At 41.8% G+C, this 22,278-nt stretch carries 18 protein-coding genes and 2 rRNA genes (1 of these 20 only partly in view); 3 read left to right on the forward strand and 17 right to left on the reverse strand.

Going from position 1 to position 22,278, the window contains the following annotated elements; genetic code table 11:
- The first annotated feature begins 41 nt into the window (after positions 1 to 41).
- Complete coding sequence (locus tag KQP93_RS10895; RefSeq protein WP_217874399.1) at positions 42 to 458, forward strand: hypothetical protein; 417 nt, start codon at positions 42 to 44, stop codon at positions 456 to 458.
- Positions 459 to 495: 37 nt separating this feature from the next.
- Here KQP93_RS10895 and ccoG read toward each other — a convergent pair whose 3' ends face one another.
- The 9 genes from ccoG to KQP93_RS10940 all read right to left on the reverse strand — a co-directional run bounded on the left by ccoG (position 496) and on the right by KQP93_RS10940 (position 12,143).
- Positions 496 to 1,878, reverse strand: coding sequence for a cytochrome c oxidase accessory protein CcoG (gene ccoG / locus KQP93_RS10900; protein ID WP_217874401.1), 1,383 nt, complete (start codon positions 1,876 to 1,878; stop codon positions 496 to 498).
- Positions 1,879 to 2,029: 151 nt separating this feature from the next.
- Positions 2,030 to 3,436 (reverse strand): sigma-54 interaction domain-containing protein, encoded by a 1,407-nt coding sequence (locus KQP93_RS10905; RefSeq protein WP_217874403.1) that lies wholly within the window; start codon positions 3,434 to 3,436, stop codon positions 2,030 to 2,032.
- Positions 3,437 to 3,547: 111 nt separating this feature from the next.
- Entirely contained in the window at positions 3,548 to 4,105 is a 558-nt protein-coding gene (locus tag KQP93_RS10910) for a DUF1439 domain-containing protein (RefSeq protein WP_217874404.1), read from the reverse strand.
- Between the two features lie 54 nt (positions 4,106 to 4,159).
- Entirely contained in the window at positions 4,160 to 6,841 is a 2,682-nt protein-coding gene (locus KQP93_RS10915; protein ID WP_217874406.1) for a DUF349 domain-containing protein, read from the reverse strand.
- On the reverse strand, positions 6,831 to 7,112 hold the full coding sequence (locus tag KQP93_RS10920) for a YeaC family protein (protein ID WP_054561213.1): 282 nt from the start codon (positions 7,110 to 7,112) through the stop codon (positions 6,831 to 6,833). Before KQP93_RS10920 ends, KQP93_RS10915 begins: the two co-directional genes overlap by 11 nt.
- A gap of 1 nt (position 7,113) precedes the next feature.
- Entirely contained in the window at positions 7,114 to 7,440 is a 327-nt protein-coding gene (locus KQP93_RS10925; protein ID WP_217876776.1) for a hypothetical protein, read from the reverse strand.
- A 151-nt stretch (positions 7,441 to 7,591) separates the two neighbouring features.
- Positions 7,592 to 9,094, reverse strand: a complete 1,503-nt coding sequence (locus KQP93_RS10930; RefSeq protein WP_217874408.1) for an alanine/glycine:cation symporter family protein — start codon at positions 9,092 to 9,094, stop codon at positions 7,592 to 7,594.
- Positions 9,095 to 9,370: 276 nt separating this feature from the next.
- Complete coding sequence (locus KQP93_RS10935; protein ID WP_054561211.1) at positions 9,371 to 10,498, reverse strand: M14 family metallopeptidase; 1,128 nt, start codon at positions 10,496 to 10,498, stop codon at positions 9,371 to 9,373.
- 202 nt (positions 10,499 to 10,700) lie between these two features.
- Complete coding sequence (locus tag KQP93_RS10940; protein ID WP_054561210.1) at positions 10,701 to 12,143, reverse strand: glyceraldehyde-3-phosphate dehydrogenase; 1,443 nt, start codon at positions 12,141 to 12,143, stop codon at positions 10,701 to 10,703.
- 174 nt (positions 12,144 to 12,317) lie between these two features.
- Between KQP93_RS10940 and KQP93_RS10945 the strand changes: the two genes are divergently transcribed.
- Complete coding sequence (locus KQP93_RS10945) at positions 12,318 to 13,124, forward strand: DUF2989 domain-containing protein (RefSeq protein ID WP_055021158.1); 807 nt, start codon at positions 12,318 to 12,320, stop codon at positions 13,122 to 13,124.
- A gap of 63 nt (positions 13,125 to 13,187) precedes the next feature.
- Here KQP93_RS10945 and ihfA read toward each other — a convergent pair whose 3' ends face one another.
- The 6 genes from ihfA to KQP93_RS10975 all read right to left on the reverse strand — a co-directional run bounded on the left by ihfA (position 13,188) and on the right by KQP93_RS10975 (position 20,181).
- Positions 13,188 to 13,487, reverse strand: a complete 300-nt coding sequence (gene ihfA / locus KQP93_RS10950) for an integration host factor subunit alpha (protein WP_002960690.1) — start codon at positions 13,485 to 13,487, stop codon at positions 13,188 to 13,190.
- Positions 13,488 to 13,489: 2 nt separating this feature from the next.
- Positions 13,490 to 15,877, reverse strand: coding sequence for a phenylalanine--tRNA ligase subunit beta (pheT, locus tag KQP93_RS10955; RefSeq protein WP_217874409.1), 2,388 nt, complete (start codon positions 15,875 to 15,877; stop codon positions 13,490 to 13,492).
- Between the two features lie 15 nt (positions 15,878 to 15,892).
- Entirely contained in the window at positions 15,893 to 16,873 is a 981-nt protein-coding gene (pheS, locus tag KQP93_RS10960) for a phenylalanine--tRNA ligase subunit alpha (protein ID WP_054552893.1), read from the reverse strand.
- 77 nt (positions 16,874 to 16,950) lie between these two features.
- The gene (gene hda, locus KQP93_RS10965; RefSeq protein ID WP_201024581.1) at positions 16,951 to 17,661 is read right to left on the reverse strand and encodes a DnaA regulatory inactivator Hda; all 711 of its coding nucleotides are present in this window, start codon (positions 17,659 to 17,661) and stop codon (positions 16,951 to 16,953) included.
- The gene (locus KQP93_RS10970; RefSeq protein ID WP_217874410.1) at positions 17,661 to 18,716 is read right to left on the reverse strand and encodes a DUF2066 domain-containing protein; all 1,056 of its coding nucleotides are present in this window, start codon (positions 18,714 to 18,716) and stop codon (positions 17,661 to 17,663) included. Before KQP93_RS10970 ends, hda begins: the two co-directional genes overlap by 1 nt.
- A gap of 349 nt (positions 18,717 to 19,065) precedes the next feature.
- A complete protein-coding gene (locus KQP93_RS10975) occupies positions 19,066 to 20,181 on the reverse strand; it encodes an IS630 family transposase (RefSeq protein WP_217874411.1) in 1,116 nt (371 codons plus the stop codon).
- A gap of 59 nt (positions 20,182 to 20,240) precedes the next feature.
- Here KQP93_RS10975 and KQP93_RS10980 point away from each other — a divergent pair, with 59 nt between their 5' ends.
- Positions 20,241 to 20,492 carry a LexA family protein gene (locus tag KQP93_RS10980; protein ID WP_175081208.1) on the forward strand — a complete coding sequence of 84 codons (252 nt, stop codon included), beginning with the start codon at positions 20,241 to 20,243 and terminating at the stop codon, positions 20,490 to 20,492.
- Between the two features lie 472 nt (positions 20,493 to 20,964).
- On the opposite strand, the gene rrf is transcribed toward KQP93_RS10980, so the two are convergent.
- Both rrf and KQP93_RS10990 read right to left on the reverse strand, forming a co-directional pair.
- Positions 20,965 to 21,079 (reverse strand): 5S ribosomal RNA (rrf, locus tag KQP93_RS10985).
- A gap of 124 nt (positions 21,080 to 21,203) precedes the next feature.
- Positions 21,204 to 22,278, reverse strand: a 23S ribosomal RNA gene (locus KQP93_RS10990); it runs 1,808 nt beyond the window's last position.

The raw sequence follows: 22,278 nt of genomic DNA on the forward strand, positions 1-22,278 counted from the left end.
GTATAAAATTCGCGCTCTTTTTAATTCAAAAGGGAAGCAAATTGGAATTTAAGAATCACTATGGCAGTGTCAGTATCATCACTGATGGTCCAATTATTATTGGACAATTTTCAGGTAATATTAACGCACGTTTAGTCAATGACTTTGCAGTCGATTTAAAAAAGCATATTTCTGCTTTAGCTGGAAAGCCGTGGGCATATATTAGTCATTCTAGCCAATTACTTGCTACCACCCCTGATGCGGAGCGTGGTTTCACGCATTTATTTCGTGCTCTGCAAGGCACTAACTGTATAGCCACCGCTTATATGTTCAGCTCGTCTATTGTGCTTAATCAGATGAAACGCATCATTGCACAAGCACAATCACCGATTCAAATAATGGACTGTTTATTTGATGATTTAGACAGCGCTAAGGCTTATGTGCTTAAGCAGCTCGAATTTGCAGAAATGGCTTGTTGAAAACAAGCCATTTTCGTTTCTGAAGCCGTGATTGAGGTTAATCTCGGTAAAACTTAGTTTCTTTAGTTATTGCGATATCAGCAGCTTCTAATGCTTGAATGTGAAAACTGATAGGCGTTACTTTTGACTTTAAATCGTAGCCATCTGCAACCACAGTGACAGGCACACGCTTCATCTGCCCAGCCTCAACTGTAATAGTCTCAGGCACCTGTAAGCTTGCTTCTTCAATACCACTGATACCGATTGAATAGCTCAAGCTATGCTGTGTTTTGTTGATAATTGATAAGGTATATGGGTTTTCTACTAAGCCTTCAAAATTAACACGATACAGGGCATTACGGTCACGAATGACAGATGCCTCAATAGGTGTACGCATTGCCATCCACACAACCATGCCAACGACAAACAGCGCCGTTAAACCACCATAACCAAGCAGTTTTAGTCTAAATGGATTGGTCGTTTTGCCTTCCATTTGTTTTTCTGAGGCGTACTTGATCAGGCCTTTTTGATAGTTGAATTTTTCCATAGTGCTATCGCACGCATCAATACATAAGCCACAGTTTATGCATTCATACTGCAGGCCATTACGAATATCGATACCGGCCGGACATACTTCAACACATAGGTTACAGTCTACGCAGTCACCTAAGCCTAACTCTTTAGGATCGGCTTTACGCTTACGCGCACCACGAGACTCCCCTCGCGCTTGATCGTAGGTAACAACTAACGTGTCTTTATCAAACATCACTGATTGAAAACGTGAATAAGGGCATGCGACAGTACACATTTTTTCACGTAAGAATCCCGCATTGCCATAGGTACAAAAAGCGAACAGAAATACCCAAAAGCTTACGATCCCAGACATTTCTAGAGTAAATAAGCTCATGTATAGAGACTTAGCAGGGATAAAATAAGCCATAAATGACATAGATGTAAGCAAAGAAATCACCAGCCAAGCTGCATGCTTAGTGATTTTCTTTTGCCATTTACTTACTGACCAATCAGCTTTATCAAGTTTAATACGCTGATTACGGTTACCTTCCACTTTATGTTCGACCCAAGTAAACATCAGCATCCAAATTGTTTGTGGGCAAGTGTAACCACACCAAACACGCCCTAACCAATTAGTGACGAAAAACAAAGCAAACGCCCCTGTCATAAATAACATGGCTAAGATCATAAAATCTTGTGGTAATAGCGTTAAGCCAAACAAAGTAAATTTTTGGCTGGCTACGTCGAGTAATACAGCTTGACGGCCATCATAGGGGATCCACGGAATGGCGATGAACGTCAGCATTAGCACCCAGCCTAAGTAACGGCGGATACGTTGGAAATACCCCTTTTGCTCACGAATATAAATTGGCCCTTCTTGGTTGTAGGGCTTGATGATTAAGTCTTGCTCTTTAATATCAAATTTCATTTTGCTACTTACTTTTGTGTCGGTAATAGCCTGAAAGAGCAACAATCAGGCCAACACAAATAAAAAATAAGCCATTGATATTAAATGATTAAATTTACATTTAAACGGTCAAAAGCACGATATATCACGAACACTCGCGATATATCACGAATTAGCGCTTTATCGCTAGCTTTTTCATTTTTGATCTCAGAGTACTTTCTGGCAGGCCCAGCAAGGTTGCGGCACCATTTTCACCTGATATTTGCCCGTTACAGCGCTTTAGCACCTCACAAATATGCTGCTTTTGTACTGCATCAAGAGAAACCACCTGCTCATTTGATTGCTCGTTACTCAAAGGTGCTGAAAGCTGCAGTACCGTTTGCTTAGACAAAATAGCTTCACGCTCAAGGATATTTTGTAGCTCACGAATATTGCCTGGCCAATCATAATTAGCCAGTTTGGTGAGTGTTGCTTTGCTTAGCCCTTTTAACTGTTTACCTAAGCGCTTATTCAGCTGCGTAATAATATTTGCTGCGAGTAGTGGAATATCTTCTTTTCGTTCACGAAGCGCAGGCACACGAATAGGAAACACATTTAAGCGATAATACAAGTCCATTCGAAAGCTGCCCTGCTCAACCATTTGCCACAAATTACGATTTGTTGCAGCTAACACTCGGATATCGACTTTTATGGTTTGGCTGCCCCCTACGCGCTCGAACTCTTGCTCTTGTAACACGCGCAGTAATTTACTTTGCGCCTCTAATGGCAGCTCTGCCACTTCATCTAAAAATAAAGTGCCTTTATCAGCCAGTTCAAAACGCCCTTTTCTGCGTTCATTAGCGCCGGTGAACGCTCCTTTCTCATGACCAAATAACTCTGACTCAATTAAGTTGGCTGAAAACGCCGCGCAGTTAACTTTTATGAAAGGTTGCTCAGCACGATTGCTCAAACGATGAAGGTTTCGTGCCACCAGCTCTTTACCCGTGCCGTTTTCACCTAAAATCAAAACAGTACTATTGGTTTGGCTTACCAAGGTAATTTGCTCGAGCATACTTTGAAATGAATGACTTTGCCCAACTAAACCAGAATCTTGCCAATCTTCATTTAACTCTGAAATAAGGTAAGCATTTTCAGCTTGAAGCTGCTCAGATAGGTGCTGAACTTGTGCTAAGGCATCACGCAACGCCGCTTCTGTTTGCTGCTGTTTTGATACATCGCGAAAAATCGCGACAGCCCCAATCAAAGCGCCGTTTTTGTAAACGGGTGTTGATGTATATTCAACAGCAAAATAACTTCCATCTTTACGCCAGAATACTTCATCGTTTACATGACGGTGTTTGCCATCGAACATAGTGCAATATATTTGGCATTCATCTGCGGGATATGGTGAGCCATCTTTACGAGTATGGTGATGATATTGGTGTATTTTTTTACCAAGGAGTTCGTCTGCTTTCCAGCCTGTCATGCGCTCCGCAGCAGGGTTTACAAAAACCGCATTACCCGATAAATCGAAGCCATAAATACCTTCACCAACGGCATTTAGCAGTAATGTGGGGTCGTTTAAAAATTCCTTGATCATAGCCACCACTCAATTCGCGAAATATCACGAGCAATTATGACAAGGTTGAACATGCTTAACAAGCAATTACAAAAAAAGCGGCTAGAAGCCGCTTTAAAATATCAAATAGTTTTACAGTGTTGGCACTAATATAATTTCACCCTGAGATACTTTCATATCTAATGGTAGTTTGCTCAACAGTGCAACTTTAGGATCATTCATATTTAGCTTATAGACAGGGTTAACCGCTAAAAAACCGTTAATCACTTGCATTGCTTGGTCATCTAATAAGTTTAAGCTGCCCTTAAAACCCGCAGTGTCGATTGTTGTATCAACCAGTTTAACATTACGTAAAAAGACCGCTTTTTTCTCGCTGTCATAAAATGGGCTACCTTCAATTTGAAGCCTTAAGCGTACTGGATACTTAAGCGCGAAAGCTTTGATGACAGCACTAGAATCGGCCCCTAAAACCACCACATCACGCTTATCTGGGCCAACATTGACACTCAGGTCGTTTACTGCAAAATCAACAGGTAAGCCCATCAGCTTAATCTGTTCACTTAGTTTTGGTAATTGATTAGCAAGGGCTGCTTCAATTTCAGAATTAGTAAACGAGTAAACAGACATCCCTTGATCTGTCGTTTTACATGCCCCTAAAAATAAACAGGTAAGTAGTAATAAAATTCTCATTGTTTTCCTCAAAAACACACGGAAAAAAACCGCTGTAAAAAGCGGTTTTATTCGTTAAATTGCAAATATTGCTTTAAGCCTTGCTAGTGTGTCAGCTGAAACTGAACCCTCACTGACTGCAAGTAATTGCTTTAAGTAGTAATAAACATCTGCATGTTCACCACGGTGTTTATCATCTAACATCGCAACTTGCTCTGTCATGCGTAACTGGCTATCAGCCGATTCTACGCCTGCCAGAATTTCGATACGAGTTAACAATTGCGCAGCGTTTAGCTTAGTTGTTAATGAAGCTTGGAACTGCGAAGGCAGTTCACTGTTGCTCTCAAGAGCTGCAAATAAAGCCGTTAACTTAGACTGCTCTGCTTGTTTGCTGATTTGCGCTGTTTTTGCGCTAATCGCTGCCTCTAACTGGGTCACGCGTGCCGATAATGCTTTTGAGTATTCAAGCTCTGCTAGCTTCACTGTTAAATCTTTAAGCTGTGCAAGATGCACCACGGTCTCAAGTGCAGACTCAAGCTCACTTAACTGCTCTGCGATAACTTCGTCATTTTGTTGCTGAACTTGCTTTTGCTGTTCAAACTCGGCACTGCGCTTAGCAAAGGTGTCGTCATTAACACGTCTGAATTGCTGCCATAAGGTGTTTTCAGCTTTCATTCCTGCAAAGCCAATAGTTTGCCAAGTTTGTTGAAGCACTTTTAGCTCTTGGCACGCAGAAGCTAAATCATCACTTTGCGATAACTGTGTTGCTTGCTCAACAAGTGCCGCTTTTTGCTCAGCGTTTGCTTTATGAAATGCAGCAAGTTGAGCTTGAACTTGTGATTGTGCAGCTTTGAATTGCGCTTGTAGTTCACGGTATGTTTTAGGATCGACATTACCTGCAGAGCGCCACGCTTTCGCGGTACGGTTGAACTTGCTTTCAAACTGCTTCCAATCAAACTCATCAGAAGAGCTATCAAGGTCTGTTAACTGCTGCATTTGCGAGATTAAATCAACGCGCTGTGCTTTAGCTTGCTCACGTTGTTGCTCTTGCTCTGCGAAATACTCCCGACACGGCGCAAACAGTAATTCAATTTGTTGATCGAATAACTCGCCTTGTTGCTTTTCTGCATCAGTATCTAAACGCCCTAACTCATTCCAACGACGACGGAACTGTTTAACTTGCTCTGCGCGTTGTTTGGGGTCAGTACACTCGGTTGCTACAAGTTCATTTACTTCAACAAGTAATGCATCACGTTTTGGTGCCGATGCGTATTTTTGCCAATCTTTAGCTTCTGCTAATTGTGCTTCTAAATCAGCTTTAAGGCTATTTAATGGCTGCTTGTAATAGTCTGTAAGTGTTGCGTATAGCTCTTCAAAACCTTTGAATACACCAAAGGCAACATTAAAGCGACCTTGGTCAATTAAACGTTTTACATCACGGGCTTTGCGCTTCGCTGTTTGCTGGTTTTTCTCAAACTTATTAGTCAGCGGTGCCATCGCTTGCTGCCAGCTGTTTACTGCTTCAGCTAAATTAGCTTTAAAGCGACCTTGTAAACGACTAGGAATACTTGCCAGCTTTTTACGTGCTAATTTTTGCTGTTGCTCAAACTGCTGTTTTAGCTCGTCAAACTCGCTTTCGTCTTCAGTTGTCGCAACGATATTTAATTGATCAAATGCCTCTTTAAACTCAGCAATAGCACTAACCAGTTGCGGTAACTGCTCAACTTGGTTAAATAAATTTGTTAAATGTTGCTTTACATCACGCACAGTTTTGTTATCAGCTAAGTCCGCCTCTGCTAACGTATCTTTTGCCTCTGCAACTTTTGCCTCGAGCCAATCTTGCTGAATTTGCTCTGGCGTTTCTAAGCCTAATTGCAATGCATTTTCAATTTCTTCGCCAATTGCTTCAAGGCTTGCCAGTGCCAATACCTGACGTTGTTGCTCAGCTAACGCTTGCTGGGCTGCTTCATGCTCTTTACTTAGAATTGCAATATGAGACTCAAGCTTTTGCGTAATCGCTGAATATTTTTTATCTAGTGTGCTTACTTGCTCATCGCTCAGCCATTTTAGCTCGATAGCTTGCCACTGCTGTAATAACTCAGCATGTTGCATCGACACTAACTGAAAGTCATTTTTATCACGAAGCGCATTAAGCTTTGCTAATACCACACGTGTATCAGCTTCTACTTTGGCAGGCATTTCTATCGCTAAGCGTTCATTGTCAAGATGAGTAGCCAGTTGAGTATGCGCTTCACCTTTTGCATGCTTTAATAGTGATTTAGCAAGTTGATGATTAATCACAAGCTCAACAAGTTGCAATTGCAGCTCTTCACGGCCTTCTTTAAACGCTTTATCAATTAGGCTTGGGTTAGCTAAACGCTTTAATAACTTAACGCGAACTTGAAGTTCTTTTTCTGCAAAGGCGAGTTTCTCAAGCGTTTTTACAGGTGCATAACGCTCAATAAACTCATTTTTGATATTTGCATCTAGTTGGCTGTCGGTATTTAAAACCGCTTGGTTAATATGCTGTTCTGCAACGTCTTTAAGTGCTTGGTCTTGCTTGTATGCTTGCCACCATAAAACAATATCGTTGACTTTGTTTAATGCTTTTTTGCGGATCTCAGCTGAGCTGTCTTCAAGGGCAATGCTATTTAAGATGCTAAGGTCACGCTCTGTATCAAGACGTTCAACCGCAGCCAAACGCACTTGGTTTTTAGGGTGCTTCCATTTTGGAGTAAACAGGTGTTTAAAGATCATTTTCACTAAACCTAGCTATTTCATTTTCTGATGCGAATTCTTTTTGCAATTGAGCTTTGCTCTTTTGCACCATTTCACCATTTGCGCCAATGGTAAACTGCTCATTGCTTTGCGAAACTTTAGCTTGATAAAGCATCACGAGTTGAACGGTTTGTTGTTTTTGTTCTTCAGACAAAGGAGTGCCGTCAGGCCACTTACCCGTTGAGGCACCATACTGAAGACGTTCAAATACTTCTGGGGTGATATTTTTAACGATGTGATCAATATTCATGTTACTTTTTCTTTTTTAAAACAACTAAATAGATGCGGCTTACAAGATACCACACAAAACCTACTGCCATTGCTGATGTATAGGCATACCACTCAAGAGACTTTGCTTCGGGGTGCATAAAGTAATAACAGAAAAAGCCCCCTAAAAATAAAATCAGTGCGAGGAAAGACTGATTCATAAACTTTTGTTGTCTACGAATACGCGTTTCATTTTGCATTTGCTGCAATTGCTCATTGCTTAGATCGGTGACTTGGCATTCACAATGCGGGCATTGCTTATGTTTGTCAGATATTGATTTTGCACACTGCGGGCAACTAATAATCGCCATATCTTTCTCCATACTACGCATAAAAAAGGCGCCTTTAGGCGCCCTTTATTGTACTTGTTTTATGAGTCGATGTCTTATTTGAATTTCATTCATTTGTGAAGATTCGAAAACCTGCACAACTAAATTCACTACAAAAACTCAAAAACCTGATTTATTGTTTCTGTTTCGCCTTTTCAGCTAGACGCTTTTCCCAGAAAGTCGCATTTTTAATGCCTAATTTAACGGGATCAAAAGTGATTTCGCCACCGGCTTTCTTTTGATCTTCGTAATCACGTAAGCAGTTAAGAGCAGGTTTTGCGACAAAGAAAATAGCCAAAATACCCACAATGTTGATCCACGCCATTAAGCCTACGCCAATATCACCAATATTCCAGATATAACCTGAGCTGTTTACCATACCGTAAGCCACCATAAACATGATGACAAGCTTAACAATAACCAGTGGAATATTGCCTTTGAAATAACGGTTTAAATAAGCAACGTTAGTTTCAGCAATATAGTAATAAGCAAGAATTGTGGTAAATGCGAAGAAGAATAAAGCAATACCAACGAATGCTTCACCAAAGCCACCAAATACGCTAAATAATGCCATTTGAGTAAAAGCAGCAGAGCCAACTTCAGTTGCAGCATCAACGTTTTGCACAATGAATTGACCTGCAGGTAATTCACCCACAATATTGTACTGTTTTGTGATTAAAATCATTAACGCGGTTGCTGTACAAACAAAAATTGTATCAACATAAACAGAGAAAGCTTGCACTAAGCCTTGTTGAGCTGGGTGATCAACTTCAGCTGCAGCAGCTGCATGCGGGCCCGTACCTTGGCCTGCTTCGTTTGAATAAATACCACGTTTAACACCCCAACCAATAGCAGCACCAAAGCCGGCTTGCGCTGTGAATGCATCAGATAAGATCATTGAGAAAATACCTGGCACTTTATCTAGGTTTAAGAACACCACGATTAAAGCTAGTACAATGTAGCCTAGCGCCATAAATGGCACCACTATTTGTGTGAAGTTTGCGATACGTTTAATGCCGCCAAAGATGATAAATGCTAGCACAATTAAGATAATTGCAAGCGCAACTAGCTTGAAGCTACCTACTTCGCCAAAGCTAGTGCTTACTAATGTGCCTTCACCAAAGACTTGTGTGAATGCATTACCTACCGCATTTGCTTGAACGCCCGGAAGAAACACGCCACAAGCAATAATCGCTGATACTGCAAATAATACGGCTAGCCACTTTTGCTGTAAGCAACGGTCGAAGTAAAATGCTGGGCCACCACGATACTGGCCGTCTTCTTCTGATTTATAAATTTGACCGAGTGTTGACTCGGCATACGCAGTACTTGCGCCTAAAAACGCAACTATCCACATCCAGAAAATCGCACCCGGGCCACCAAAGCCGATTGCTGCAGCAACACCGGCAATATTACCTACACCAACACGGCCTGATAACGATACAGCAAGTGCTTGGAACGAAGAAATACCCGTATCTGAATTATTAGAGCTAAGCAATAACTTACACATTTCTTTAAAATGTCTAACTTGTGCGAATCGGGTTAAAATAGAATAAAACAGACCTGCACCTAGACATAAATAAATGAGTGCACTACTCCAAATTATGTCGTTAACGGCGCTTACTAAAGCTTCCATGGATATATCCTCTATGATTATATTTTTTATTGTTTCAGCGTGAGCTTGTGAGAATGCATCACGATGACTGTGAGAAATAAAAATGAGATTTTGTTACTTCACAGCTGAACATATTGGATATTAACTTAAACCCACCAAGTTTGTTAACAGTTAATTTTCAATATGACAAATGTACCTACAAAATTATCATTTTATAAATCCTGCACTACACCGATTGGTTTATTTGTTCCCAGATACAATTACGGGCATCAGTTTTGCTGATGCCCGTAAGGTTTGTTATCTTAATTTATCAACCACGTTAACGATTGCCGCTAACGTATCTTGACCAAATTGATACGAGCGACGATCTGACCAGCCGTAATCTGGATCTGGTAAATCATCGTTATCTTTAAATGGCATCTCTACCGTATACGCTAATGCATTAAATTCATGCGCGACAGCAGAAGAACCGACAGTCAGGTTAGCCTGGCCCGGCTCATCTTTTGGATAACCATGTTCGTCTTGGAACTCAGGCGTCACAGTTAAAAGCGCAGCTTTAAAGCTGTCTTCTAACTCTTTTAAGCGATCATCGTAGCCTGGAATACCTTCACTACCCGCAACAAAGTTATAAGGAATTGCTTCGTCACCATGAATATCTAAGTGCATATCAAGGCCCGTTTCACGCATTTTGTTAAGCACTAAGAAAACTTCAGGGCTATTTTCCATGCTCGGTGTTTGCCATTCACGGTTCAAGTTAACGCCTTTCGCGTTAGTACGTAGGTGACCACGCACACTGCCATCTGGGTTCATATTTGGCACGATGTAGAATACAGCTTTAGATAATAATGCCGCTGCATGTGGGTCTTCATCATCAAGTAATTTATGAAGTAAACCTTCAACATACCACTCAGCCATAGTTTCGCCTGGGTGCTGGCGCGCCGTGATCCAGATTTTTTTCTTCTCACTGCTAGGAATGCCCACACGTAAAACACTCATGTCGCGACCATCAAGGGTTTCGCCTAATGTTTCTAATTCACAAGCATGCTGACTTTGTGCCCATGCTAATAAATCTAAGTGGCGGTCATAGCTGTAAGGCGCAAAGTAAGCAAAGTACATGCTGCTACACTCAGGCTCTACTTCAAATGATAGTGTGCCGTTTGCGTACTCAGATGGGACACGGAACCAAGTTTGACGGTCGTATGATGCAACCGCATGATAACCTTCCCAGCCATCAGGGTATGCTGAGTTCTCTAGATTATTAATGTGTAATTTATGGTTTTGAAACGCAGTTGTTTCAAGACGAAAGTGAAACCACTGGAAAAAATCAGACTGATTGTCTTTATTGATTTCTAATTGAATATTCAGTGGATCAACGGCTTCAATAACCTTGATATTACCACTGTCAAAATTGCTGGTGATTTTCATTCTATAAACCTATTGGTTAAAAATAATTCTTAGCTATTCGCTTGTTAGTTAAGAATTAAGTCAACGCTCTGTAGTTAGAACGTTTTGTTAGTAATATGGTGTAGACCCTTAACAGCCTATCACATGCTGAAAATTTGCAAAAACTTTCACGACTAAAAAAGCCAGCATAATGCTGGCTTCTAGATTCTTTATAACTTAGGTATTAGCGAGGTAAGCTTGGGAAAGTTACTTCAGCCATATCACGCATACAGCGTACTACCTGACAGCTATAGCCAAACTCATTATCGTACCAAACGTAAAGTACAACGCGGTTGTCATCTACGATTGTCGCTTGTGAATCAACAACACCTGCGTAACGGCTACCTACTAAGTCAGTCGATACGATTTCAGTAGACGCTGTGTAATCGATTTGATCACGAAGGTCTGAATGAAGTGCTGTTTCACGTAAGAACGCATTTAGTTCTTCAACAGTTGTACCTTTTTCAAGATTTAAGTTCAAGATAGCCATTGATACGTTTGGTGTAGGAACACGGATAGCGTTACCAGTTAGTTTACCTTCAAGCTCAGGTAAAGCTTTAGAAACCGCTTTTGCAGCGCCCGTTGAAGTAATAACCATGTTAAGTGCAGCAGCACGGCCACGACGCTCAGCTTTGTGGTAGTTATCAATTAAGTTTTGGTCATTTGTGTACGAGTGAACTGTTTCAACGTGACCGTTTTTGATACCAAACTTATCGTTAAGTGCTTTTAACGTAGGGGTAATAGCATTGGTTGTACAGCTTGCTGCACACACAATCTTATCTTCAGATTTGATATCTTGATTGTTTACACCGTATACGATGTTTTTGATGTTGCCTTTAGCTGGTGCAGTTAATAATACTTTTGCTGCGCCTTTTGCTTCTAAATGCTGACCAAGGCCTGCTTCGTCTTTCCAGATACCAGTGTTATCAACAACAAGCGCATTCTCGATGCCGTAAGCTGTGTAATCAACTTCGCTTGGTGAATTAGCATAGATAACTTGAATGTAGCTACCGTTAGCTTTAATCGCATTACGCTCTTTATCAATTGTGATTGAGCCATTGAATGGACCGTGGATAGAGTCACGACGAAGTAAGCTTGCACGCTTTTCTAGGTCGCCATCTTTACCACCACGTACAACAATTGCACGTAAACGTAGGTCTGCGTATGGACCTGACTTTTCGATTAAAAGACGTGCTAATAAACGACCGATACGACCAAAACCGTATAACACAACATCACGTGGTTCTTTGCGCTCTGAGTTTGCGATTTCTGCTAATTCGTCAGTTAAGTATTCTTCAACTGAACGACCTTTCGCAGCATCGTTAAACAAATAACCATACGCTAGTTTACCAATATCGATACGCGCTGAGTTTAAATCCATTTTGCTAATTGCTTCTAAGAAAGGGAAGCTTTCACGTAAACGTAGTTTTGTACCTTCAAACTGAGCAACTGTTTTGTGCGCTTTGATGATATCGATTGTACTGGCATTAACGAGAGGACGGCCATATACAGCGATTTCGATTCCACGATTACGGTAAAGTCTACCAATAATTGGTTGCATACTTTCTGCGTAATCTTGACGTTCTTGCCAGCTGCTTGTGTATTCTAACTCGTGAGATGAGGTCATTTTTTTTACCTAATTAAACAATTTTGAACGGATAGCCTTAAAAAATGTGTTGTGATTTGAGAGCAACACATCTCAGGCAGGGGTATTCTAATTTAAACTCGAACGATTCTCCACTGTTACAGAACAAATCATTGCGCTAGAATAAAGTAGTACAAATTAAGTAGAGGTTAAGGAATGTTATTAAGAGCAAGCGTGTTGCTTGGTTTATTGGCATTAGCAGGTTGTGAAGATCCGCTTACACTTGCGAAAGTGTGCGACGAAACACCTGGCTTCTGCAGTGATTTAAATAAAGATAGTCACTGTAAAGAGCAACGTGCCGAGGTTATCATTCAACGTTATGTTGAATATAAGTCACCAACAGACGAAAACAAATACCAATTATTAAAAGACTTTGAGAAATACGATCAATGTGTGTCGCTTGCCGCCAAGATTGAGCACATAAAACTAAAAGAAAAAACCACGTCACGTGTTGAAGGTCATTTAACAAGCATCAAAGAAATGACACGAATTTTTCAAGATACCAAAAACACTGACCACCCAGGTTTGTTGTATTACCATTGGTCACGTAATAACGACCAATCAGCGTTAACTAAGTTACTCGCTCTTGAAGAAAAACAAGATAAACGCGTAACTGAAGATGCCGAAATGCAGTTTTTCTTAGCAAGCTACTACGTGAAGTTTGATGATGAAAAAACCATTGATTTGCTATACAAAACGCTAGAGCTAAACAAAGCAGGTGAAGCACCCAACCCTGAGATCTACCCTACTCTTGTTAGCTTATTCTACAAACATGAAAAGTATAAGCATGCCTACACCTTTGCACGTGTAGCACAATTATCAGGGTATGAAGATGTCGATATTTTACCTATCGAGCATCAACTCGCTGCCGCAGGCAAAAGCCTGGACAGCTTAGATGATTTAGCACAAAAAACTTACGACAGTATCCAAGAAGGAAGCTTCGTATCACCACGCGGGTTTTAGCTTTTAACAACTCGCAAGTAAAATGCTTAAACAAATAAAAAAGGCAGCTAACGCTGCCTTTTCTTATTTTGCTTTGCTTGTGCCAACTTCTACACGAGTTTTTAGCTTCTGACCTGGTCTAAAAGTCACAACTCGGCGCGCCGAAATAGGAATATCTTCACCTGTTTTCGGATTGCGGCCTGGACGTTCTTTCTTGTCTCGAAGATCAAAGTTACCAAATCCAGAGAGCTTAACCTGCTCGCCTTTTTCTAGCGCTGAGCGGATTTCTTCAAAAAACGCTTCAACTAAATCTTTGGCATCTTTTTTATTGATCCCGAGTTTTTCAAATAGGTGTTCAGCTATGTCGGCTTTAGTAAGCGCCATATCTAGTCCCTCAACGATGCGTTAAATTGTTCGGCCAGTGCGGCCACCACATTATCAACTACTTGATTGATATCTTTCTCTTCGAGCGTTCTATCAACCGCTTGCAGTGTTAGAGCAATCGCCAAACTCTTATAATTTGGCTCAATACCTTTGCCCTTATACACATCGAATAAGTTTAGGTCAACCAATTGATTTCCGCCAACTTTTTCTATGACATTTAAAATATCGCCAGATTTTACGTGATCTTCCACTAAAATCGCGATATCACGGCGGTTTGACGGGAATTTCGACACTGCTACTGCTTCTGGTAATTTTCTTTTTTCTAGTGCAGACATTTCGATTTCAAACACAAATGCTGTGTTGTTGATATCTAGTGACTTTTGCACTTGTGGGTGCACGGCACCAAAGAAACCTACTTTTTTACCATCAACATAAATAACGGCTGATTGGCCTGGGTGTAAGCCATCAGACTGCTCTGCTTTTATCTCAAAACGTGATGAATCATTGCTAATCGCTAAAAGTGCTTCAACATCACCTTTTAAGTCATAGAAATCAACGCTACGCTTTTCTTGAACCCAATGTTCACCGTGTGCAAGACCTGAGATTACACCACCAATGACAGCAACTTGGTTTACACCGTTTTCAGCATTTTCGTCACTTAAGAATTTTAAGCCGTGCTCAAATAAACGTACACGTGGTTGCTGACGGTTTTGATTGTAAACTAATGACGCTAATAGACCCGGCATCAAGCTCACGCGCATTGCCGACATTTCAACCGAAATTGGGTGTGGCAATACAAGCGCATCACTTTGCGGGTGTAAAATTGCTTGTGCTTTTGGATCAACAAAGCTGTAAGTAATTGCTTCTTGATAACCACGAGTTACAAGCGTATTGCGGAATTTAGTGACCGCAACATGCGACTCGTCATGGTTAGTCATTTTTAATTTAGCAGTTGGTGCAACGTTAGGAATGCTGTTATAGCCGTAAACACGCGCAACTTCTTCAATTAAATCTTCTTCGATACGAATATCAAAGCGATAGCTAGGTACGTCAGCACTCCATACACCATCAACAATTTTCACGTCTAAACCTAAACGCGTTAGGATATCAGTTACTTTTGCATCATCAATGTGGTGGCCAATTACACGGTCTAAGCGCTCACGACGTAAACGCACTTCTGTTACTTTTGGTAATTTGTCAGTTGCTACTGCTTCAACAACAGGGCCTGCTTCACCGCCAACAATCTCAAGAAGTAATGCTGTTGCACGTTCCATCGCATCTTTTTGCAGTGCAAAATCGACACCACGCTCGTAACGGTGTGACGCATCAGTGTGCAGACCGTAGCTACGTGCTTGACCCGCAATAGCGACAGGGTTAAAGAACGCACTTTCTAATAAGATATCTGAAGTTTCTTCAGTTACACCTGATTTTTCACCACCAAAAATACCTGCAATAGCAAGCGCTTTGTTGTGATCAGCAATAACAAGCGTAGACTCGTTTAGTTTCGCTGTGTTGCCATCTAACAGAACTAACTCTTCACCCGCGTTTGCGCTACGTACTTTAATACCACCTTCAATCGCATTTAAATCAAATGCGTGCATTGGGTGACCTAGCTCTAATAACACGTAGTTTGTTACATCAACAACAGGGTCAATTGAGCGAATACCACTGCGACGCAGCTTTTCTACCATCCAAAGAGGTGTTTCTGCATCAAGGTTAATACCTTTGATTACACGACCTAAATAACGGGGACACGCTTCATCATTTACAAGCTCAATTGATACTTTGTCTTCAATCGTTGCAGCAACTGGTGCGATTTCAAGTGTATTAACATCAACACTGTTAAGTACGCCCACTTCACGCGCTAGACCTTTAATACCTAAACAATCACCACGGTTTGGTGTTAAGTCAACATCAATGATGTTGTCGTCTAAGCTTAAGTATTCACGTAAATCAGTACCGATTGGTGCATCAGTTGGTAATTCCATGATGCCATCGCCTTCTTCGCTGATACCTAACTCAACGAATGCGCATAGCATACCGTGTGAAGGTTGACCACGAAGTTTGGCTTTTTTGATTTTGAAGTCGCCTGGTAATACAGCACCAACAGTCGCAACAGCTACTTTTAAACCTTGACGACAGTTAGGTGCACCACACACGATATCAAGTAGCTCATCACCACCTACGTTTACTTTAGTTACACGTAATTTGTCAGCATCAGGGTGTTGACCACACTCAACCACTTCACCAACTACAACGCCTGTGAACTCTGCTGCTGCAGGCTCAACACCGTCAACTTCAAGACCAGCCATTGATAACTGTTCCGAAAGAGCCTGTGTGTCGATTGCTGGGTTAACCCACTCTCTTAACCACTTTTCACTAAATTTCATTTTATATCTTCACTCTTAACGGAACTGGTTTAGGAATTTTAAATCGTTTTCGAAAAATGCACGTAAGTCGTTTACGCCGTAACGCAACATAGTTAAGCGCTCTACACCCATACCGAATGCGAAGCCTGTGTATTTTTCTGGATCAATACCCACTGATTTAAGAACGTTAGGGTGAACCATGCCACAGCCTAATACCTCTAACCACTTGCCGTTTTTACCCATAACATCAACCTCAGCTGAAGGCTCAGTAAATGGGAAGTAAGAAGGACGGAAACGAATTTCCATATCTTCTTCAAAGAAGTTACGCAAGAAATCGTGCAGAATACCTTTTAACTCAGTGAAGCTTACATCTGTATCAACCATTAAGCCTTCCACTTGGTGGAACATCGGCGTGTGTGTTTGGTCATAATCGTTACGATAAACACGACCTGGAGAGATGATACGCAGTGGTGGCTGCTCAGTTTCCATGGTGCGGATTTGTACACCACTCGTTTGTGTACGTAACACAAGCTTAGGGTTGAAATAGAAAGTATCGTGATCAGCACGCGCCGGGTGATGCTCAGGAATGTTTAGCGCATCAAAGTTATGAAAATCATCTTCAACTTCAGGACCTGATTTAACCGCAAAACCTAACTCACCAAAAAAGCTTTCAATACGTTCAATAGTACGAGTTACTGGGTGTAAGCCACCTGTTGGCATAACACGACCCGGTAAAGTTACGTCGATCGTTTCTGCAGCTAGTTTCTCTTCAAGAGCCTTACTTGCTAGTAACTCACGCTTTTCGTTAATGGCTGTTTGTACTTCTTGTTTTGCTTGGTTAATCACTTGACCTGCTTCTTTACGCTCTTCAGGGGCAATCTTGCCTAGCGTTTTAAGTAAGCTGGTGATTTCACCTTTTTTACCAAGGTAATTAACCCTGATATCTTCTAATTGCGCGATTTCGTTCGCACTGGCAACAGCCTCAAGTGCTTGCGCTAAAATATTTTCTAAGTTCATTGAGTACCTGGTCTTTCACAGAAGGATTTTTGTAATAGCTAATGATAACTGAAAGCAAGGACTAGATTCTAGCCCTACTAAAGCTTTAACGTTGATTTTATAAAAGGAATTGTTAATTTTCTTTGCGCAGCCATTGAGGCATGGTCAAGTTTGTCTAAAACGTCTAATAATGCACGCATATCGCGGCTTAATCGCGTTAATAAAAATCGCGCGCATTCATCGGTCAGTTCTAGGCCGCGCATGTGAGCACGACGTACGAGGGCCTCTGCTTTATCATCATCACTCATTGAGCGAATTTGTAATGTTGTGCCCCACTTCAAACGCGATACTAAATCCGGTAAGTTAATATGCAGCATGTCAGGTAATAAATCAGCTGTGACCACAAGGTATTTGCCCGGCTCATTAAAGCGATTGAAAAAGTTAAATAACCCTTTTTCCCACGCATCGTTCCCTGCCACCAAGTGCACGTCATCGATGCATAACACATCAAGATTTTCGAGGCCTTCAAGCACCACAGGACCATAATCAATCACTTCACGCATTGAAAGTAACATGGTTGATAAACCGCGCTCTTGGGCGTGAATACAGGTCGCGTACAATAAGTGCGATTTACCTGAATCACCTAAACCGCATAAGTAGGTATATTGAAATTTATTACTGAGCTTTGTGAACGCATCTTTAAGGTGACTCACTTCAAGAGAGTTTTCGCCACCAAAATAAGAAGTAAATGTTTCATCATCAGGCAAAGTAACTGGCAATGCCATTTGCATTGGTTCTAGCACTGCGATTAAAGCCCCTGCCACTGATATTCAAGTTCGTCGCTATCGACCACTTGATAAAAATCACGCGGGTCTTGATAGGCTTTAAAGGCACTATCAAGTTCTAACGCTTTTCTAAAGTCGTTCATGCTGCCAGTATGATTAACTATAAATTGTACGGTATCAGGCGTACGTACAGATATCACAGCGCGAGTAACAACACTTAAGCTTTCTAAACGGCGTTTAGCAAATTCAATATCAACAAAGTTATTGATACCTTTAAGATAGAAAGTAGCTGTAGCAAGTTGGCCAATCATCGTTGGATCAATGGCATATTCTGCTGCTAAGCCACCCGCTAAACTGTCAATCATATCTGCAACAATTTGCTGCTTATCACCCATCAAACGATTGGTATCGAATAATTCCGCATTAGTAAAACGCCAATCAAGGATCCAAGTTTCTGAATCAGCTTGTTGATACATTCTTGCAGTAATACTGCGCTCTGCACTATAACGGCTTGAAGCTCGCTCTACAGGCTCAGAGAAATTACCCCACACTTCTGGGATACCAACAATGGCGCGGTCTTGTAAATCTAGTAATGGCACAACCACAGGTAAACCACGGCGACCTGCTTTGTCGTATATAAGCTGTTCGAGCTGCGGGTAAGACTCTTGGGTAACCAGTTCACGGCGCCAGTTATCTTCAATACCTAACCAGATAGCCACTAAAGGACGACGTGTCCCCCATAATGGCAGACCAAGATCTTTGATTAATGCATTAATCTTATTTGCTTCAAACTTAACAACCAGATTTAAACTGCCATCTGCTTTTTCGTCATATTCAAATTTGAGCATGTAATCTGAAATGTCGCGAGTGCGCTGCTTCGCAACAGGGTTTTGATCTGCGCTTGTGTCACCACTCACTTTCACTAGCACATTTAGCAGTGCTTCACGGCTTGCTGCCAAACGCGCATCACGTGATTTGTCTGCAACTTTAAGGGTATCTTGATATAAATTAGTCACCTCAGCAGCAAAGGTTGAAGCACTCGAAAAAAATAATAATAAACAAATAAGTAATCTAGACACAGGCCATTAGTTCTTGCTTTTAAACTGATTTGATCCTAAATCAAAGCCATAAACAAAGCAAAGTTAATTTAATGAACGGTAGCTGAGCGAGTTCGTGAGTTACGAGAGTAAAGTTAGCAAGAGTAAAGTTTGCAAGTCTGGCGTAGGTTGGGTAGAGCGAAGCGAAACCCAACACAGAGCTATCAGCTTTCAGCTTTCAGCCGTCAGCGTTCAGCCGCGCGGTGTGTGTGTTTGGTGCTACGTATCCCTTTGCCGGAGGTCTAGGTTCTAGGTTCTAGGTTCTAGGTTCTAGGTTCTAGGTTCTAGGTTCTAGGTTCTAGGTTCTAGTACTTCATCACACAAGTTCTGACTAGTTGAGGGCACCATAGGCCCTCTGAAGTTTTTCACGAGCTAATTCAACATTAAACATCCAGTTTATACTTGTTCTTTCTTTATTCCTGCTCCATTCCCAGGCCGCGAGTTCTGTCTTTAGTTCTTCCATACTTGCTATACGTCTATCTAAACATTGCTTATTCATATTACCAATTTCTATCTCGACCATATTCAACCAACTCGCGTGTTTTGGTGTGTAATGTAATTCTAGTTTATTTAAAATCCGGCGTGCTTCCTGTGGAGAAAATGCTTTATATAACGCTCCTTCTGTATGAGTTGATAAGTTATCTAACACAACTTTTATTTTGTTCGCATGTGGATAATGAAGATCAACTAAATCCCTCATACAATTAGCAAAGTCAATTTTCGTCTTTCTTTCTGTTGCTTTAACATGCCGCCACCCTCGATGGCGATCGAAGAATACAAATAAGTTGGCCACACCTACACGTTTATATTCATAATCTAACCGCTTAGTCTGCCCCTGCTTCATTGGTTGTGCCGGTCGAGTATCATCTACAAGTTGTTTCATCGCCTCATCAAAGTTGATTATGGGGCTTAACTCGTCTGCTGCCTCAGCATACAACTCGAGCACATGTTCCATCCGCGCGATATATTCGGCATCCATTGTCGCCACACACCACATCTTTTTTTGCCATGGTTTTAGTGCATTCTCTTTAAGACGCCTCCGTATTGTTTCATACGAGATACTATTTAAATCTGTTAGTGTAACTAATCGCTCTCCAAGTAAAGATAATGTCCATCTAGCGTGACCTGTTGGTGGCTTAGTACAAGCTGTGGCGATTAAGGTTGCTTCATCTTTCGCAGAAGTTTTTCTCATTGCACCACTTCGTGCACCTTCATTCAAAGCTGCCGCTAGATTTTCTTCAACAAACTGGCGTTTGACTCGAAATACGGTAGAAGAGCTCACTTGAACTGCTTCACATATTTGCTCTGTTGTATATCTACAACGGTCAGCTTTTAATAAAATAGCAGCACGCTTGTACTTTCGAACATTGACCATGCCTTTTTTGCAATAGTCTATTAATTCTTGTTTTTCTTCTTCCGATAATTCAACAATATACTTTCGGTTCATAACAATATTAAGTAAGTTTATATGAGTTAAAGGATCGTTGATTAGGGTAAAAGTTCATTATGAATAAAGAAGAGTCGCCACTGTTTACAGCAAAGCAAGGTCAGTATTTAGCATTTATTTATTACTACACAAAAGTGAATGGGATTGCGCCTGCTGAAAGTGATTTTGAGCGCTACTTTGGAACCGCATCTTCAAGTGTTCATTCAATGATTTCAGTTCTTAAAAAGAAGAAATTTATAACATCAGTTACTGGAAAAAGCAGGAGTATTGAATTATTGATTGAAAAAGATCAGTTACCTGAATTTAAGTAGGGGCAACTGATCAAAATATATGTGAAAGAGTACTAGGTTCTAGGTTCTAGGTTCTAGGTTCTAGGTTCTAGGTTCTAGGTTCTAGGTTCTAGGTTCTAGGTTCTAGGTTCTAGGTTCTAGGTTCTAGGTTCTAGGTTCTAGGCAAAGTGTACTTGTAGGAATGGCTTTAGCCATGAATATATTTTTTGGTCTAGATTCGGCACTGAAGTGCCTCCTACGGGGTTTGTTGCTGAGGGAGGCACTGTGATAAACAACCCCTCAGTTCAACTTTACTCTTGCAAACTAGAAACTCGCTAACTCATGTTGGGTTTCGCTCCGCTCTACCCAACCAGGAGAATGAACAGGGTGAATGCTGAGGATGACTCTGTACCAAACAACCCCACAGTTCAGCTGACGTCTGACGGCTGAAAGCTAACAGCTCCCAGACGCAAAAAAGCCCGACTCTTTCGAATCGGGCTTTCTTTAATTTGGAGCCTGGCGATGACCTACTTTCACATAGCAGCTGCTACACTATCATCGGCGCTGTTTCGTTTCACTACTGAGTTCGGCATGGGGTCAGGTGGGTCCAAAACGCTATTGTCACCAAGCAAATTTGGTTCGTTAATCGCTCTAGCAATTAACTAAAATTTGGAATTCTGATATCAAGTAAATGTCTACTTTAGTAACTTAACTTCTGTCTGTTACGCTGTCATAAAACGCGTTTGGCGTTGTATGGTTAAGCCTCACGGGTAATTAGTACAGGTTAGCTTAATGGCTCACACCACTTCCACATCCTGCCTATCAACGTTGTAGTCTTCAACGGCCCTTCAGAGACTTTAAAAGTCTAGTGAGAACTCATCTCGAGGCCTGCTTCGCGCTTAGATGCTTTCAGCGCTTATCAGTTCCGAACGTAGCTACCGGGCAATGCCATTGGCATGACAACCCGAACACCAGCGGTTCGTTCACTCCGGTCCTCTCGTACTAGGAGCAACCCCTCTCAATTCTCAAACGCCCACGGCAGATAGGGACCGAACTGTCTCACGACGTTCTAAACCCAGCTCGCGTACCACTTTAAATGGCGAACAGCCATACCCTTGGGACCGACTTCAGCCCCAGGATGTGATGAGCCGACATCGAGGTGCCAAACACCGCCGTCGATATGAACTCTTGGGCGGTATCAGCCTGTTATCCCCGGAGTACCTTTTATCCGTTGAGCGATGGCCCTTCCATTCAGAACCACCGGATCACTATGACCTACTTTCGTACCTGCTCGACGTGTCTGTCTCGCAGTTAAGCTGGCTTCTACCATTACACTAACCGTACGATGTCCGACCGTACTTAGCCAACCTTCGTGCTCCTCCGTTACTCTTTGGGAGGAGACCGCCCCAGTCAAACTACCCACCAGGCACTGTCCGTAACCCCGATTAGGGGCCAACGTTAGAACATCAAAACTACAAGGGTGGTATTTCAAGGACGGCTCCACAAAAACTAGCGTTTCTGCTTCAAAGCCTCCCACCTATCCTACACATGTAGGTTCAATGTTCAGTGCCAAGCTGTAGTAAAGGTTCACGGGGTCTTTCCGTCTAGCCGCGGGTACACAGCATCTTCACTGCGATTTCAATTTCACTGAGTCTCGGGTGGAGACAGCGTGGCCATGGTTACACCATTCGTGCAGGTCGGAACTTACCCGACAAGGAATTTCGCTACCTTAGGACCGTTATAGTTACGGCCGCCGTTTACCGGGGCTTCGATCAAGAGCTTCGTCCGAAAACTAACCCCATCAATTAACCTTCCGGCACCGGGCAGG

The organism is Pseudoalteromonas shioyasakiensis, assembly GCF_019134595.1.
Taxonomy (GTDB): Bacteria; Pseudomonadota; Gammaproteobacteria; order Enterobacterales; family Alteromonadaceae; genus Pseudoalteromonas; species Pseudoalteromonas shioyasakiensis_A.